Annotated in this window: 13 protein-coding genes, 9 tRNA genes and 1 rRNA gene; 21 read left to right on the top strand and 2 right to left on the bottom strand. The window is 37.3% G+C overall.

Annotation, left to right across the window (positions count from 1 at the left end; genetic code table 11):
- Positions 1 to 51 precede the first annotated feature (51 nt).
- The 21 genes from rrf to ACXY7N_RS25135 all read left to right on the top strand — a co-directional run bounded on the left by rrf (position 52) and on the right by ACXY7N_RS25135 (position 15,549).
- Positions 52 to 167 (top strand): 5S ribosomal RNA (rrf, locus tag ACXY7N_RS25235).
- A 9-nt stretch (positions 168 to 176) separates the two neighbouring features.
- Positions 177 to 251: transfer RNA gene (locus ACXY7N_RS25230), tRNA-Asn, on the top strand.
- Between the two features lie 4 nt (positions 252 to 255).
- A tRNA-Thr gene (locus ACXY7N_RS25225) sits at positions 256 to 328 on the top strand.
- Between the two features lie 22 nt (positions 329 to 350).
- Positions 351 to 425: transfer RNA gene (locus ACXY7N_RS25220), tRNA-Glu, on the top strand.
- 5 nt (positions 426 to 430) lie between these two features.
- A tRNA-Val gene (locus tag ACXY7N_RS25215) sits at positions 431 to 506 on the top strand.
- Between the two features lie 17 nt (positions 507 to 523).
- Positions 524 to 607 (top strand) — tRNA-Tyr (locus tag ACXY7N_RS25210).
- A gap of 65 nt (positions 608 to 672) precedes the next feature.
- Positions 673 to 747: transfer RNA gene (locus tag ACXY7N_RS25205), tRNA-Gln, on the top strand.
- 5 nt (positions 748 to 752) lie between these two features.
- Positions 753 to 828: transfer RNA gene (locus ACXY7N_RS25200), tRNA-Lys, on the top strand.
- Positions 829 to 833: 5 nt separating this feature from the next.
- A tRNA-Gly gene (locus ACXY7N_RS25195) sits at positions 834 to 905 on the top strand.
- 10 nt (positions 906 to 915) lie between these two features.
- Positions 916 to 988 (top strand) — tRNA-Ala (locus ACXY7N_RS25190).
- A gap of 116 nt (positions 989 to 1,104) precedes the next feature.
- Positions 1,105 to 2,250 carry a glycerate kinase gene (locus ACXY7N_RS25185; RefSeq protein ID WP_016089661.1) on the top strand — a complete coding sequence of 382 codons (1,146 nt, stop codon included), beginning with the start codon at positions 1,105 to 1,107 and terminating at the stop codon, positions 2,248 to 2,250.
- Positions 2,251 to 2,459: 209 nt separating this feature from the next.
- Positions 2,460 to 3,353, top strand: a complete 894-nt coding sequence (rocF, locus tag ACXY7N_RS25180; protein ID WP_016089660.1) for an arginase — start codon at positions 2,460 to 2,462, stop codon at positions 3,351 to 3,353.
- A 248-nt stretch (positions 3,354 to 3,601) separates the two neighbouring features.
- Positions 3,602 to 4,423 carry a diadenylate cyclase CdaA gene (gene cdaA / locus ACXY7N_RS25175; RefSeq protein WP_016089659.1) on the top strand — a complete coding sequence of 274 codons (822 nt, stop codon included), beginning with the start codon at positions 3,602 to 3,604 and terminating at the stop codon, positions 4,421 to 4,423.
- On the top strand, positions 4,416 to 5,879 hold the full coding sequence (locus tag ACXY7N_RS25170) for a CdaR family protein (RefSeq protein ID WP_488592675.1): 1,464 nt from the start codon (positions 4,416 to 4,418) through the stop codon (positions 5,877 to 5,879). Before cdaA ends, ACXY7N_RS25170 begins: the two co-directional genes overlap by 8 nt.
- Complete coding sequence (gene glmM / locus ACXY7N_RS25165) at positions 5,872 to 7,218, top strand: phosphoglucosamine mutase (protein WP_016089657.1); 1,347 nt, start codon at positions 5,872 to 5,874, stop codon at positions 7,216 to 7,218. The genes ACXY7N_RS25170 and glmM overlap by 8 nt, the downstream gene beginning before the upstream one ends.
- A 286-nt stretch (positions 7,219 to 7,504) precedes the next feature.
- The gene (locus tag ACXY7N_RS25160) at positions 7,505 to 7,690 is read left to right on the top strand and encodes a hypothetical protein (RefSeq protein ID WP_033659100.1); all 186 of its coding nucleotides are present in this window, start codon (positions 7,505 to 7,507) and stop codon (positions 7,688 to 7,690) included.
- 12 nt (positions 7,691 to 7,702) lie between these two features.
- A complete protein-coding gene (glmS, locus tag ACXY7N_RS25155) occupies positions 7,703 to 9,505 on the top strand; it encodes a glutamine--fructose-6-phosphate transaminase (isomerizing) (protein WP_016089656.1) in 1,803 nt (600 codons plus the stop codon).
- Positions 9,506 to 9,768: 263 nt separating this feature from the next.
- Positions 9,769 to 11,733, top strand: a complete 1,965-nt coding sequence (locus ACXY7N_RS25150; RefSeq protein WP_016136988.1) for a S9 family peptidase — start codon at positions 9,769 to 9,771, stop codon at positions 11,731 to 11,733.
- Positions 11,734 to 11,830: 97 nt separating this feature from the next.
- Positions 11,831 to 12,397, top strand: coding sequence for a DUF4256 domain-containing protein (locus ACXY7N_RS25145; RefSeq protein WP_016089654.1), 567 nt, complete (start codon positions 11,831 to 11,833; stop codon positions 12,395 to 12,397).
- A 389-nt stretch (positions 12,398 to 12,786) separates the two neighbouring features.
- On the top strand, positions 12,787 to 14,406 hold the full coding sequence (locus ACXY7N_RS25140) for an S-layer homology domain-containing protein (RefSeq protein WP_488592674.1): 1,620 nt from the start codon (positions 12,787 to 12,789) through the stop codon (positions 14,404 to 14,406).
- A gap of 366 nt (positions 14,407 to 14,772) precedes the next feature.
- Positions 14,773 to 15,549, top strand: coding sequence for an SDR family oxidoreductase (locus ACXY7N_RS25135; protein ID WP_016089652.1), 777 nt, complete (start codon positions 14,773 to 14,775; stop codon positions 15,547 to 15,549).
- 190 nt (positions 15,550 to 15,739) lie between these two features.
- Here the strand turns inward: ACXY7N_RS25135 and ACXY7N_RS25130 are convergent, their stop codons facing one another.
- Together ACXY7N_RS25130 and ACXY7N_RS25125 are read right to left on the bottom strand one after the other, a co-directional pair.
- Positions 15,740 to 16,408, bottom strand: a complete 669-nt coding sequence (locus ACXY7N_RS25130; protein WP_016089651.1) for a methionine ABC transporter permease — start codon at positions 16,406 to 16,408, stop codon at positions 15,740 to 15,742.
- Positions 16,383 to 17,423, bottom strand: coding sequence for a methionine ABC transporter ATP-binding protein (locus ACXY7N_RS25125; protein WP_016089650.1), 1,041 nt, complete (start codon positions 17,421 to 17,423; stop codon positions 16,383 to 16,385). The genes ACXY7N_RS25130 and ACXY7N_RS25125 overlap by 26 nt, the downstream gene beginning before the upstream one ends.
- Between the last annotated feature and the right edge of the window lie 11 nt (positions 17,424 to 17,434).

Below are 17,434 nucleotides of genomic sequence, written 5' to 3'. Positions count from 1 at the left end.
TATATAATTTTCTTCTTGATATTTCGAAAGAAATGTTTATAATGATAAAAGTCTGGTAATGATGGCAGAGAGGTCACACCCGTTCCCATACCGAACACGGAAGTTAAGCTCTCTAGCGCCGATGGTAGTTGGGACCTTGTCCCTGTGAGAGTAGGACGTTGCCAGGCTATTATTATTCCGCAGTAGCTCAGTGGTAGAGCTATCGGCTGTTAACCGATCGGTCGTAGGTTCGAGTCCTACCTGCGGAGCCATTATGCTTCCATAGCTCAGCTGGTAGAGCACTTCCATGGTAAGGAAGAGGTCACCGGTTCAAGCCCGGTTGGAAGCTTGGGAAGAGTTTTAAAATTTTTGGCCCGTTGGTCAAGTGGTTAAGACACCGCCCTTTCACGGCGGTAACACGGGTTCGAATCCCGTACGGGTCACCACTTTTGGAGGATTAGCTCAGCTGGGAGAGCACCTGCCTTACAAGCAGGGGGTCGGCGGTTCGATCCCGTCATCCTCCACCATATATATTTTAAATGTCGGAGGGGTAGCGAAGTGGCTAAACGCGGCGGACTGTAAATCCGCTCCTTCGGGTTCGGCAGTTCGAATCTGCCCCCCTCCACCATTTTCTTTAAAATAACCTGAGAGGGTTTATTTTTTTGAAAAGATAACCATACTAGTAAATATTAATGGGCTATAGCCAAGCGGTAAGGCAACGGACTTTGACTCCGTCATGCGCTGGTTCGAATCCAGCTAGCCCAGCCATTTACGAGCCATTAGCTCAGTTGGTAGAGCATCTGACTTTTAATCAGAGGGTCGAAGGTTCGAATCCTTCATGGCTCACCATTTTCGCGGAAGTAGTTCAGTGGTAGAATACAACCTTGCCAAGGTTGGGGTCGCGGGTTCGAATCCCGTCTTCCGCTTAATTACTAAGGGGCCTTAGCTCAGCTGGGAGAGCGCCTGCCTTGCACGCAGGAGGTCAGCGGTTCGATCCCGCTAGGCTCCATCTAAATAAAAAAGCTTACATCATATGATGTAAGCTTTTTTTGTATTTAAAAAGACAACTTTCATACTTGTCGTTTAAAATGAAGAAAATGTAAAAAGAAAGGATGGGGGATAATTGTGAAAGTTGTTATTGCATCTGATTCATATAAAGAAAGCTTAAAAGCTATAGAAGTATGTGAAGCTATTGAAAGAGGTTTTGGAGCGATTTTCCCTAAAGCAGAGTATGTAAAAATACCAATTGGGGATGGGGGAGAAGGAACGGTTGATTCGCTTGTGGATGCTACAGGTGGAAGAATGATATCACTTCAAGTGACAGGGCCGCTTAGAGAACGTGTACAAGCCTTTTACGGTATGTCTAAAGATAAAAAGACAGCGTTTATTGAAATGGCAGCAGCATCAGGATTACAACATGTTCCGGTTAAAAAGCGAAACCCACTTATTACAACGACTAAAGGAACAGGAGAACTTATACTACATGCGCTAGACGAAGGAGCTGAGCACATTATTTTAGGACTTGGAGGAAGTGCTACAAATGATGGCGGAGCAGGTATGTTGTCAGCTTTAGGAGTCAGGTTTATAAATGAAGAAGGGGAAGTAATAGAGCCATCTGGAGGCACGTTACATTCGATTGTCGCTATTGATTTTTCGCGAATGGATTCACGCTTAACGCATATAAAGATAGAAGCAGCATGTGATGTAGATAATCCGTTAGTTGGGATAAGGGGAGCATCTTTCGTATTTGGCAGACAAAAGGGTGCGAACGCAGAGATGATGAAAGAGCTGGATGAGAATGTAAAGCATTATGCGAATATCCTTAACCAATCTTTATCTTGCGACGTATCTAAAATACCTGGTGCAGGAGCCGCAGGAGGAATGGGAGCAGCTGTTATTGCAGTGTTAAAGGGAAACTTGCGGAGAGGAATTGAAATTGTATTAGATTATACAAATTTTGATAAGCATATAGAAGGTGCAGATTTAATTATAACTGGCGAAGGGAGAATAGATGAACAAACAGCATATGGAAAGGCCCCTGTAGGTGTTGCGGAGCGTGCAAAGCCTTTTCGTATTCCGGTGATTGCTATTGGAGGATCTGTATCTCCGAATTATCCGGCTGTTCATGAAAAAGGAATTGATGCAGTATTTAGTATTACAGCGAGTCCGATGACATTAGAAGAGGCATATAAAGTAGCAGAAGAGAATATTGAAATGACAGCAAAGAATATTGCAGCATTGTGGAAAATAGCATCAGAAAAACACTTCTAAATGTAGGAGTGTTTTTTATTATTATTTAATAATAATGATGAAAATTGTTTCATTAGGTTAACTTTATACATAGAATAGTCTTAACATTTGGATTTTAAAGCGAATATAAGTGAATAATTTGTATATCCATACAGAAAAATGTCGAGTTGAGTCAGACTATATAAAAGATTTAAAATATTTAGTGAAGGCACAAAAGGGGGATACTATCTATGAAAAAAGAAATCTCAGTTATTGGAGTTCCAATGGACTTAGGGCAGATGCGTCGTGGAGTTGATATGGGGCCGAGCGCAATCCGTTATGCAGGTGTAATTGAAAGAATTGAAGAAATTGGATATGACGTTAAAGATATGGGAGATATATGTATAGAGAGAGAAAAAGAAGTAGATGTAAATACAAGTTTAAGAAACCTTACACAAGTTGCAACTGTATGTAACGAATTAGCAAGTAAGGTGGATCATATTATAGAAGAAGGACGTTTTCCACTTGTATTAGGTGGCGACCATAGTATTGCTATTGGTACATTAGCTGGTGTTGCGAAACATTATAAAAATTTAGGTGTTATTTGGTATGATGCACATGGCGACTTAAATACAGAAGAAACTTCACCATCTGGAAATATTCATGGCATGTCACTCGCAGCAAGTTTAGGGTATGGGCATCCTTCACTTGTAGATTTATACGGGGCATATCCAAAGGTGAAAAAAGAGAATGTTGTAATTATCGGTGCACGTGCATTAGATGAAGGCGAAAAAGACTTTATTCGCAATGAAGGTATTAAAGTATTCTCTATGCACGAGATTGATCGTATGGGTATGACGGCTGTTATGGAAGAAACAATCGCGTATTTATCTCATACTGATGGTGTGCATTTATCATTAGATTTAGATGGTCTTGACCCTCATGATGCACCAGGAGTTGGAACACCTGTAATTGGTGGCCTATCTTATCGTGAAAGCCATTTAGCAATGGAAATGTTGGCGGAAGCTGATATTGTTACATCTGCTGAGTTTGTAGAGGTAAATACGATTTTAGATGAGCGAAATAGAACGGCAACAACAGCGGTTGCTTTAATGGGTTCTTTATTCGGTGAAAAACTAAAATAAATGTAAGAAAAGCAACTGAGAAGTTGCTTTTTTTATTTGAAAATAAGCGTATAATAATGATTTATATTATACTGTACGATAAGAATGTTTGACATCTTACCAATTTAGGCTAAAGGGGGTTGTTTGTAATTGTTGTTTGTTTCAAGTATGGTATAATTAACTAGTTGTTGGAAATACATACAGATAGAGCATAAAACAATATTTCAATATATGGATAGAATTGCTCGTAAGTAGGAGGAAGGGTTAGCATGCCTTTTGAAGATACGACCATTTTGAAATATCTTAGTACGGTATTAGATATTGCCGTTGTATGGTTTATTATATATAAGCTAATTCTCATAATCCGTGGGACGAAAGCTGTTCAACTTTTAAAAGGGATTACAGTTATTATTGTCGTTCGGATGATCAGTATTTTCCTTGAATTGCATACGCTATATTGGCTAACGGAACAAGTATTAACGTGGGGATTTTTAGCCGTTATTATTATTTTCCAGCCAGAATTGCGGAGAGCACTTGAGCAGCTAGGACGCGGGAGTTTATTTTCGCGTGTTGGAACTCATGAGGATGATGAACCTGAAATCGTTGCAACAGCGATAGCGAAAGCAACGGAATATATGGGAAAACGTAGAATTGGTGCATTAATTACTTTGTCAAAAGAGACCGGTATGGGTGATTATGTGGAAACGGGTATTCCACTAAATGCAAACGTATCATCGGAATTACTTATTAATATTTTCATTCCTAATACACCTCTTCACGATGGGGCAGTAATTATGCAAGGAAGTACCATTAAAGCAGCAGCGTGTTATCTTCCGTTATCGGAAAGTCCATTTATCTCTAAGGAGTTAGGAACTAGGCATCGTGCTGCAATGGGAGTTAGTGAAGTCACTGATAGTATTACTGTAGTTGTGTCGGAAGAAACTGGCCAAATTTCTTTAACGAAAAATGGTAAGTTGCATCGTGATTTGAAGGCAGAACAACTGAAAGATATGTTGTTGGCTGAATTTAGTGGAAACGAAAAAACGACTTCTTCGTCTTTATGGAATTGGAGGAGAAAGCGTCATGGATAAGTTAATGGAGAATCATTGGTTTTTAAAAGGGATCTCATTACTATTGGCGTGTATGCTTTTTATGTCAGCGACTTTAACTGAAAAAAATACGACATCGGGGATACTACCTTTCGCAAATGATGCGAAAGAAACATTAACTAATTATGAAATTAATCTTAAGTATGATGAAGAGAAATATATTGTAAGTGGTATTCCGTCAGAGGGTGTTAAGGTGAAGTTAGAGGGCCCAAAAGCAGCAGTTGCTACGGCAAAAGCAAAAAAACAATTTGATATACCAGTTGATTTGAGAGATAGCGAAAAAGGAACGTATGAAGTTTCTTTGAAAACGAACGGGCTTCCAGATGATGTGAAAGGAACAGTTCAGCCATCAATAATTAAAATTACTCTTCATGAAAAAGCGAGAAAATATGTTCATGTAGACTTAAAATTATCAAATGAAGATCAGATGCCTGCGGGTGCTACTCTTGAAAAATCAAATATTAAACCGGATACTGTTGAGGTAGTTGGGACGAAAGAAGAAATTGAAAGTATTTCATCTGCTAAGGCGTATATTGATTTAAAGGGTGTTAATAAAACTGTTACAAAAACAGCCGAGGTTACATTATACAATAAAGAAGGAAAACATTTAAATGTAAGAACGAGTCCATCTAAAATTAGTGTAACATTGAATGTGGCGACGCAAGCTACAGCCAATAATACTGAAAAAACTGTTCCTGTAACGTATACGAAAAAGGGGAGTTTACCAGAAGGATTGGCCGTTACAAATATTAGCGTTGAGCCGAGAGAAGTAACGATAGCAGGTCCAAAAGATATCTTGGATAATATACAATCGATAGAGGGGGTCGAAGTAGATCTTAGTCAATTGACAGAGTCTACAACATTCGATACCTCTGTTTTATTGCCAAAGGGTGTAACAAGTGCAAAACCGAATCAAGTGAAGGTTTCGGTAGGAGTGCAAAAAACAAAACAAACGAAAACAAGAACGATTGATGGTATATCGATTCAAAAAAATGGACTTTCTAAAGATGTTACGGCCCAGCTACTTTCGCCGCAAGATGGGAAGATAAGCGTTGATATTTCAGGAGAAACAAGTATAGTAGATAAAATAACAGCTGCTCAAATAACAGCAGCAATTAATTTGCAAAATGTATCTCCGGGGACGAAGGATGTTTCTATTCAAGTGAGTGGTCCTGGTAATATTTCAATAGAGCCAAAACAAAAAAGTGCTAAAGTCACAATTGTGAAGAAAGAAAATCCAGATAAAGAAGTACAGGGTAACGGTGAAAAACCAGATTCAAATAATAACCAAGATAATCAAACTGAAAAACCAAAAAATCCTGAACCTAAACCTGATCCGGAAAAGGAACAGGAACAAAATAAAGAAAAAGAAACTAATCAAGAGCCAACAGTAGATAATCAAAAAGAGCCAGAAAAAGGAGCGAATCATAATGGGTAAATATTTTGGTACAGATGGAGTACGCGGGGTTGCGAACCAGGAGTTAACACCTGAATTAGCGTTCAAAATTGGACGTTTTGGTGGTTATGTATTAACAAAAGATACAGATCGTCCAAAAGTAATTATCGGCCGTGATACACGTATATCAGGACATATGTTAGAAGGAGCTTTAGTAGCAGGCCTATTATCAACTGGAGCAGAAGTAATGCGCCTTGGTGTTATTTCTACACCAGGTGTTGCTTATTTAACAAAAGCGTTAGATGCACAAGCAGGTGTTATGATTTCTGCATCTCATAATCCAGTACAAGATAACGGAATTAAATTCTTCGGTTCAGACGGTTTTAAATTAACTGATGAGCAAGAAGCAGAAATCGAAGCTTTATTAGACAAAGAAGTTGATGAATTACCACGTCCAACAGGTACTAACCTAGGACAAGTGAGTGATTATTTTGAAGGCGGACAAAAATATTTACAATACATTAAACAAACTGTAGAGGAAGATTTCTCTGGTTTACATATCGCTTTAGATTGTGCGCATGGTGCTACGTCTTCTTTAGCTCCGTACTTATTTGCTGATTTAGAAGCTGATATTTCAACAATGGGAACTTCACCAAACGGTATGAATATTAACGATGGAGTAGGTTCTACACATCCAGAAGTATTAGCTGAATTAGTAAAAGAAAAAGGTGCTGATATCGGTCTTGCCTTTGATGGTGATGGTGACCGTTTAATCGCTGTAGATGAAAAAGGAAACATCGTTGATGGCGATCAAATTATGTTTATTTGTGCGAAGTACATGAAAGAAACTGGTCAACTAAAGCATAATACAGTCGTTTCAACTGTTATGAGTAACTTAGGTTTCTACAAAGCACTAGAAGCTAACAATATCACAAGTGATAAAACAGCAGTTGGCGATCGCTATGTAATGGAAGAGATGAAGCGTGGTGGATATAACCTGGGTGGAGAACAATCAGGTCATATTATCTTACTTGATTACATTACAACTGGTGATGGAATGTTAAGTGCACTTCAACTTGTAAACATCATGAAAATGACGAAAAAACCACTATCTGAGCTTGCAGGTGAGATGATCAAATTCCCACAATTACTAGTAAACGTTCGTGTAACAGATAAAAAACTAGCATTAGAAAACGAAAAAATTAAAGAAATTATTCGTGTTGTAGAGGAAGAAATGAACGGTGATGGCCGCATTCTTGTTCGTCCATCTGGAACAGAGCCACTTATTCGTGTAATGGCAGAAGCACCAACACAAGAAGTTTGTGACGCATATGTACATCGCATTGTAGAAGTTGTGAAAGCTGAAGTTGGCGCTGAATAATTCGATAAATTTATTGAAAAGGAGCACAATAAGTGCTCCTTTTTCATATGTTTTATAGACGATGAAAAAAATTTCATTGACGGTTTATCCATGTTTGTTATAAGATGGTCTTGTTCTTTTTCTCAAAGGAAATATTGTAAATTATAGAAGCGCCAGAACTACAAGTAGTGTAGTTGACGAGGTGGAGTTTATCGAGATTTCGGCGGATGACTCTCGGTTGTTCATCACAACCGCAAGCTTTTACTTAAATCATTAAGGTGACTTAGTGGACAAAGGTGAAAGTGTGATGAGAGAAAAGGAACGGATGAAAACTAGCTGTATAAGTATATACGGACTTAAACCCAATCGAGAGGAAGGTGAAAGCCGTTACAAGCTTACAGGGCTAGCAATATGTAATCCGTTTTTTAGTATAAATAAAAATGGTATCGGACTATGTCGTTACATGTTCGCAGAGCAATGTAAGCATTTGTAACGGCGACTAAACATGTGTGGAATCGTAGGATTTATTGGAGAGCAAGATGCAAAGGAAATTTTATTAAAAGGTTTAGAAAAGCTAGAATATCGTGGATATGATTCAGCAGGTATTGCAGTACAAGCAGAGAACGGTGTTGTTGTATACAAAGAAAAAGGTCGTATTGCAAAACTTCGCGAAATCGTAGATGAGAACGTAGCAGCAAGCGTGGGAATCGGTCACACACGCTGGGCTACACATGGTGTTCCAAGCAAAGTAAACGCGCATCCGCATCAAAGTACATCAAAACGCTTTACGCTAGTTCATAATGGTGTAATTGAAAACTATGAGTTAGTGAAAAAGGAATATTTACAAGATGTAACGTTCGTAAGTGAAACAGATACAGAGGTTATCGTACAGCTTATGGAACAACAAGTGAGCACAGGACTAAGTGTAGAAGAAGCGTTCCGTAATACGCTATCTCTTTTACATGGCTCTTATGCAATCGGATTACTTGATGCTGAAAATCCAAACATGATTTATGTTGCTAAAAACAAAAGCCCGCTATTAGTAGGTGTTGGTGACAACTTTAATGTTGTGGCGAGCGACGCTATGGCGATGTTACAAGTTACAGATCAATTTATCGAATTAATGGATAAAGAAATCGTAATTGTAACGAAAGAAAGTATTACAATTAAAAACTTACAAGGTGAAACGATTGAACGTGCACCGTTTACAGCGGAATTAGACGCAAGTGATATTGAAAAAGGAACGTATCCTCATTTCATGCTTAAAGAAATCGACGAGCAACCACTTGTAATCCGTAATATTATTCAAAAGTACCAAGATGAAAATGGCGAGATTGAATTGAATGAAGATATCCGTAACGCAATTTTAGATAGTGATCGCATTTACATCATTGCATGTGGAACAAGTTATCATGCAGGTCTTGTTGGAAAACAATTTATCGAGAAGTTTGCAAAAATGCCAGTTGAAGTGCATGTAGCAAGTGAATTCTCTTATAACATGCCATTATTAACAGAAAGACCATTCTTCATTTACATTTCACAAAGTGGTGAAACAGCTGATAGTCGTGCAGTACTTGTACAAACAAATGAAATGGGTCATAAAGCATTAACAATTACAAACGTACCTGGTTCTACGCTTTCTCGTGAAGCTGATTATACACTTCCATTATACGCGGGACCAGAAATTGCAGTGGCATCAACGAAAGCTTACACAGCACAGCTTGCAGTACTTTCAATTTTAGCAGCTGATATTGCTAAAGCAAAAGGTGAAGTTCTTGATTTTGACTTAACACACGAACTAGGACTTGTAGCAAACGCAATGGTAGTACTTTGTGATCAAAAAGAAGAAATGGACGCATTAGCAAAGAAATTTTTAGCAACAACTCGTAACTGTTTCTTCATCGGACGTAGCGTAGACTTCTACGTAGGATTAGAAGGTGCGTTAAAGCTAAAAGAAATCTCTTACATCCAAGCAGAAGGATTTGCTGGAGGAGAGTTAAAACACGGTACAATCGCCTTAATCGAAAATGGTACACCAGTTATCGCACTTGCTACACAAAAGCACGTAAACCTTGGAATTCGTGGTAACGTGAAAGAAGTAGTAGCACGCGGAGCTAATCCATGTATCATCTCAATGAAAGGCTTAGAAATGGAAGGTGACAGCTTCGTATTACCAGCTGTACACGAAACACTAGCACCACTAGTAGCAGTTATTCCATTACAACTTATCTCATACTACGCAGCACTTCATCGCGAGTGTGATGTTGATAAGCCACGTAACTTAGCTAAGTCTGTTACGGTTGAGTAGGAGATTGGTAGGTTAATAAATAAATGAATCGGTACCCCTTTAGATATTGTATCTAAAGGGGTATTTTTGTATTGAAAAAGAACATCTAAAATTGGTAAGTGGATAGCACCCTACTAATGAAGGTTTTACTTTATTGGAGTTGGAATAGAACTACTTTGATTTATTTGAATTTTCAGCTATCATTTTAAGTATGTGTGAACAATTCTCTTTATTATAAAGAGAAGAGACGATAGATTCATGGTCATTACAAGGGGGGCTTATTAATGAAAGTGAAAGCAAAAACATATTTAAGTATAGAAGAGATTATTTCATCACCGGTCGTATCCAGTGCAAATATAAGTGATGATGGAAAAAACGTAGCATTTGTAAAAAAGACAGCTAACTGGGATGACAATACGTATAGAAATCATGTATGGATATATGAGAAAGATAAAGGGCAGGGTTATCCACTAACAAATGGGGATATAGATAGTACACATCCATTATGGTCTCCAGATTCTAAGACTATTGCATACCTTAGCCCAGGCAGTGACGGAGCTAATACAAATCAGATCTTTGTTAAATCAATAGATGGTTGTAGTGAGGTTCAAATGACTGATGAGGAAGAAGGTGTCAGTACATTTAAATGGAATCCCACGGGTAAAGGTTTTTATTATGTTGCACAGTCAAAAGAATGTGAGAAAATAAAGAAGCATAAGGAACGATATGGAGATTTCCACCATGTAGGTAAGGAACATCGGAATAATTGTTTATACTACGTTGAAATAGAAAAAGTGATACAAAATGATAAAGGGGAACGGAAGGTTAGCAGTGTTTATCAACTAACGGACGGTAAGGAGTTTTATATACATAACTTTGATATTTCAAATGATGGGAAAAAGGTTGTATGTATGGCTACACCAAGCCTAAACGATTATATGAATGGTGAGCTCTACATATTAGATGTTGAAGCTGGAGAACTACAAAAAATGAATATGGATAAGTTGTTAGGAGCAAGCGTCTGCTTTTCTCCCGAGGGCGATAAAATATGTTACGCAGCAAGCATAAGAGAGAAGGATTACTATAGGAATCATATACAAGATAGTACATTAGAGATATATGATATGAATACGGGAGAGGTAATTCAACCTCTAACAAATTTTGATAGTACGGTTATGCCATTACAGTGGACAGCTAAAGGGATTTTAATTAGGTGGCAGGATAAAACGAATTACCGTATTGGATTGCTATGTGAGGATGGAACTGTGGAAATGTTAAGCGAAACAGTAGAAGGATTTATAATGGATGCCTCTATAACAAGGGATGGAAATCATATAACATATACTAAGGCTATAACAAATGAAACCTTTGAAATCTATTTGGATGATAAAAAAATAACAAATGAAAATAGCTTTTTCGAAGGCAGGCTTAAAAGTAACAGGGAAATCATCTCATGGAGAAGTAGTGATGGTCTTGAAATAGAAGGTGTTTTATCAACCCCAGTAGAGTTTGAGGCAAATAAAAAACATCCCTTATTAGTAGTAATCCATGGTGGTCCGAATTGGGCGTCCTTTCCGATATTTTCAGACTGCTTCAATGAGAAATATCCGATTGAACAGTTTGTTGAAAAAGGCTTTATCGTTTTAGAACCAAACTATAGAGGAAGTTCTGGTTATGGTAATGAATTTTTAAAAGCAAACTATAGAAAACAAGGATTTGCTGATTATGATGATATTATATCTGGAGTGGATGCACTAGTTGAAAAAGGGATTGTAGATAAAGATAGAGTAGGAGTTATGGGATGGAGTAACGGAGGATATATATCAGCTTTCTGTTCTACATTTAGTAGTAGATTTAAAGCTATTTCAGTTGGAGGTGGAATTACTAACTTGAGTACCCATTATGTAAATACAGATATCCCTTACTTTATTAGAATGTATTTAGGAAATACTCCATGGAATGATCCAGAGATATATAAGAAGACATCACCAATGACATATATTAAATCAGCTTGTACGCCTACGTTAATTCAACATGGAGAAAAGGATGTAAGAATTCCAACTACAAATGCATATGAGCTATATGAAGGATTAAGAGAAATGGAAGTTGATACAGAATTAATTATATTTAAAGGAATGGCATATAGCTCGGATCAGCCAGGAATGAGAGTAGCTATTATGAGGCAGAACTTGATGTGGTTTTCACACTATATTCTTGGAGAAAGCATGAAAGGTTTTCGTACTATATAATGGATATATGTACAGGGATTTTTCGTTGTAAACTGTATACAAACTATCATTGAAAAGATTTAAATGATTATAAGGAAACGTAATTCGGAGGATTAATATGACGGAGAATAAAAATGAGTTATCTGCAGAACAACGCGAAGAACTATTAAAAGTATTACAAGCCCGTTTTGAGAAAAACATGAACCGCCATGAAGGTCTTGAATGGGCTAAAGTTGAAGCAAAGCTGGCTACTAATACTGAAAAACTATGGTCAATTAATGAAATGGAAGTAACTGGCGGTGAGCCGGATGTTGTTGGTTATGATGAGGAGAAGGACGAGTATACTTTCTATGATTGTTCAAAGGAGAGTCCTAAAGGTCGCAGAAGTCTTTGTTATGATCTTGAAGCATTAGAGTCAAGAAAAAAACATAAACCAGAAAATAATGTTATTGATGTGGCAACTGCTATGGGCATTGAATTATTAACGGAAGAACAATATCGAGAGTTGCACCAGCTCGGGAATTTCGACATGAAATCATCAAGCTGGGTACAAACACCTTCAGATATTCGAGAACTCGGCGGTGCTCTATTTTGCGATTATCGCTTCGGACACGTTTTCGTGTATCACAATGGAGCAGATTCATACTATGCTGCTAGAGGATTTCGTGGTTCGCTAAAGGTCTAAATTTGGAAAAAGTAAGAGTATGTTTTAATTAATCTTTTTGAAACATGCTCTTTTTTATAATTGTTATTTAGAGTTATTCATATTGGTTTGATTAACCTAGTTAAGAACTGTAATACTATGTAAAATTAATTAATATCTAGCATATTAGTAAACTCATACCTAGAGGTGTAGCAAAAAAGGATTTCTAAAAATAGGAATTCTTTTTTATTTGTTGTCAGGATTTTTAAAGAATTTAGAGATTTCATAGAAAACAAACGGGATATCGAGTAAAATGTTAAGTATTGTTTTCGACATTCAAAAGGGTATTTTAAAGGTTTTTTTCGCTAATTTTTATAAGTCTATTAAAGGAGGAAGATATATCTAAAATAGCGAGATATATCAAATTAAACATGAGTATTACATTTCATAAAAAGGTAGTAGCATTAACAGCAGGATTAACGGTATTATCTTCATCTGTGGTATCGTTCGCAGAGGAACAACAATCAGTAAATAACTATCAATCTATAAGTGCCCTGGTACAAGGTGAAACAGGTCAACTTCAGGTATCAGACGAACAAGCTTTAAAAAGCATTGAAGAAAGTTTTCAAGGAGTAGATGGACGTGGTGGAGGTACTGTCGATAATAAGAAAGTGGACAGTCTTCAAGGTTCAGAAGGTATGTATGAAGAAACAGGTACATTAACGGTTCCTAACAATTCAAATAGAACAAAACGTAGTCTTTCTTTTTCAGCACCTAAAGTTTCTAGTACTATAAATGGCGTTCCATTTACTGAATGGATTGTTCCGACTGGTAATGAGAATATTCGTCCTCAAAACCACATGATTCCAAAGTATATTACAATTCACGAGACTGACAATAAAAGTGTAGGAGCAGGAGCTAAAAACCACGCTCAATACTTATATAACCAAGCAGTAGGACAAACAGATCGAGCTGCATCATGGCACTTTACAGTAGATGATAAAGAGATTTATCAACACTTACCATTAAACGAAAACGGATGGCACGCAGGAGACGGTGATGGACCAGGTAATAGAGAATCTATTGCCATTGAAATTGCAGTTAACAGTGATGGTGACTATAATAAGGCAGTAGATAACGCTAAGAAACTTGCAGCTTATTTAATGAAAGAAACAGGTGTACCATTAAATAATGTCGTAAAACATCAAAAATGGAGTGGTAAAAACTGTCCTGCTATTATGATTAACAGTGGACAATGGGTTCCATTCGTAAATGGTGTTGAAGGGTATTATAATAAATTTTATCAACCAACAGACGATATAACAGGAGGTTGGTATGAGCCAGCTATTCGTGATTTGAATAGAAGAGGTATTATGGTCGGAGAAGGAAACGGTATTTTTGCGCCTAATAGATCTGTAACAAGAGCTGAGTTTGCTCAATTAATCTCTAATTCTCTAAGTCTTCCAGCTGGAGATGCAACGTTTAAAGATTTAAATGATGTAAATCCAACTTTACGAGATGGTATTAAACGTACTGCAAGTGCAGGCATCATTTCTGGTAGAGGAGACGGTAATTTTGACCCTAACACACCTATTACAAGAGAAGAAGCTGCAGTTATTGTAAATAAAGCTTTACAGTATAAAAAAATAAATGGACCATTGGCAAACTTACCATTTGCAGATAAAGATCAAATTATCTATAAAGAAGCAGTACAAAGATTATACGGTTTGGGTATTGTAAAAGGTATGGGAGATAATCTGTATGTGCCTAAAGGAACGACGACTCGTGGTGAAACAGCAGCATTCATTTTAAACATGCTTCAAGTAATTGAAACTGGTAGTGTTCAAAAAGGAATTGGTACAGTTGAAATTAATGGAATTGGGGTAAATGTTCGCAGCGGAGCAGGTGCTAGCTACTCTGTTGTTAGAAAAGCAAGCAAAGGTGAAAAAGCTACAGTATACGAAGAAAAGAATGGCTGGCTAAGAATTGGTACAGATGAGTGGGTTTATAATGAGCCTAGTTACATGGTATATAAGAAGGATAAAAATTAAACCGTTAAGACGAAAGTTATATATTAGGTATTCCAATTAAAAACAGGCGATGGGCAGTATTTTTCCCATTGCCTGTTTTTCTGTTGTATTTTCTTTTATATTATTTAAAATGTTTTGTCATATTGCTATAATAAAAATAGAGATATATGGAAAGGAGACAAGGATTCAATATGTGTACGAACTTGTAATGATTAGAAATTAGATAGATGAATTTTTCTCTCATAAGTGAGGGGTTATTTAGCTATCTGTAAATCATTCAAGGACTGCATATTTGGCTTGTACATCCCCTTTGTAAGGATAGATACCTATGTGGGGAAATTTATATCTCTTATATAAAATATGCGTCCTTTAAAATTGGAGGAGTATATGATGAATCAATTAAAACATAAAGTAGCAATTGTTACAGGTGTAAGTCGTTTAGATGGTATAGGCGCAGCGATTTGTAAAGAGTTAGCTGAAGCAGGATACGATATATTTTTTACGTATTGGACAGCTTACGATAAAGAGATGCCTTGGGGCGTCGATCAAAGTGAACAAATACAATTAAAAAAAGAGTTACTAAAAAACGGTGTGAAAGTATCGAGCATGGAGTTAGATTTAACTCGGAATGATGCACCGAAAGAGCTTATAAATAAAGTTACTGAACAACTAGGATACCCTCATATATTAATTAATAATGCAGCGTATTCTACAAATAATGATTTCTCTAATTTGACTGCTGAAGAATTGGATAAGCATTACATGGTAAATATTCGTGCGGCTACATTGTTAAGTAGCCAATTTGCCCGAGGATTTGATAAGAAATCTGGTGGTAGAATTGTGAATATGACTTCAGGTCAATTTCAAGGGCCTATGGCTGGAGAACTGGCGTATGCAACAACGAAGGGAGCTATTGACGCTCTTACTAGTACGTTGTCAGCGGAAGTAGCCCATTTAGGAATAACAGTGAATGCAATTAATCCAGGTCCAACTAGTACAGGGTGGATGACTGAAGAGATAAAGCAAGGATTAAAACCAATGTTTCCTTTCGGCAGAATTGGTGAGCCAAAGGATGCAGCGAGGCTTATTAAGTTTTTAGTAAGTGAAGAAGCAAAATGGATTACAGGACAAGTTATTCATTCAGAAGGCGGATTTAAAAGATAAAGTGAAACTTTAATTAGTGGGGGGTTTTTTCATCCCCCACTGATTATTAGCCTTCACCAATCGGACTTTTAAGGGCAGTTGATCCCCCACCTAACTTCTTTGCTCCCGCTGAATTTTGAGGCGAGGGTCTTACCGCCCGTTAATGCGGGATAAAAAGAAGGTATCTCATTTCGGTGAGATGCCCTCTTTTTTAATCTTTCTTCAATCTTCGTGCAACACCATTCCCTAAAGACTGTAACCCTTGAACGAGGATAATTAAAATAAAGACGGTTGCATACATTACTTCAGGTTCGTAGCGTAAGTGTCCGAATCGATATGCTAAGTCCCCTAGCCCGCCAGCCCCTACAAGTCCAGCCATTGCTGTTGCACCGATTAAGCCGATTGTTGCAATTGTTAAGCCAAGTACAAGGGAGGGACGAGCTTCTTTCACCATAACGTGCCAAATAATTTTTATAGTAGAAATGCCCATTGCTTGGTAAGCTTCAATAACACCACGGTCCACCTCTAATAAAGCTGTCTCCATTAATCGTGCAATGTAAGGTGCTGTGAATACGACAAGTGGTACGATGACACCTTGCACGCCAATGGATGTTCCCATTAGAAACTTTGTAAAAGGTAAAATGAAGAATAATAGAATGATAAATGGAAGAGAGCGAATGATATTAATAATTGTATTAAGAATCGGATAAATGATTTTATTTTCGTGCTGCCCACCAGGTCTCGTTAAAACAAGTGTGACGCCAAGTGGTAATGCAATAAGGATAGAGATGAATAGTGAAATAGATGTCATTTGAAATGTTTGAATGGTTGCTTCCCATATGACTTTACCCCATTCATCCAAAAAGGACTTGTTTCCCATAATCTGTTCTACCTCCTTCTACGATGATCCCTTGTTCTTGTAAAAATGATAAAGCGCGGTCTACTTCATTTTTTTCACCCTGCATATGAATGACCAGTTTCCCATATGCTTCATGTTTTAACTGTGTAATGTTACCGGATAAAATATTTGGATACACTTGAAAACGTTTTGTAGCAATAGCTAACGCTGGTTCGCCAGAAGAAGTTCCTATAAATGAAAGTGTTACGATTTCTCCGGTTCTTTGTAGTTCTTTTTGTACCTCTTCTGGAATTCTAGCTGCAAATGCACTATTTACGAATTTCTTCGTTGTTATATGTTGTGGGTTGGTGAAAATATCTTTCACAGTTCCACTTTCGATTACTGCTCCATGTTCCATAACAGCAACTCGGTCACATATACGCTGGATGACATTCATTTCATGTGTAATTAATAAAATTGTGATCCCGATTTCTTCATTGATTTTTAATAATAAGTCAAGGATAGAATCGGTTGTTTCCGGATCTAAAGCGCTTGTTGCTTCGTCGCTTAATAACACTTCAGGTTCGTGTGATAGTGCGCGTGCAATGGCAACACGCTGCTTTTGGCCACCAGAAAGTTCACTCGGATAGGCATCTTTTCGATTGAAAAGATCGACAATACGTAAGTATTTTTCTACCCTTTTTTCAATTTCTACTTTGGGAATGCCAGCAAGGCGTAAAGGTAATGCGATATTTTCATAAACTGTCACGGTTTTAAGTAAATTGAATCCTTGAAAGATCATTCCGATTTTTTGTCGCGCTTTTGCGAGTTCTTTTGCTGATAAAGTTGTTAAGTCTTGGTTGTTTACAATGATATTTCCTGTCGTTGGCTTTTCTAATAAATTTACACATCGAATTAATGTACTTTTACCAGCACCACTATATCCAATGATTCCAAATACTTCGCCCTTTTTTACTTGAAGGGAGGTAGGTTTAAGAGCTTCCACATTCCCTTTTTTTGTTGTGAATACTTTGGATACATTTTTTAATTCAATCATTATCGTCAGCT

This window comes from Bacillus sp. 5w2, assembly GCF_054353775.1.
This window is presented reverse-complemented; position numbering and strand designations above follow the sequence as displayed.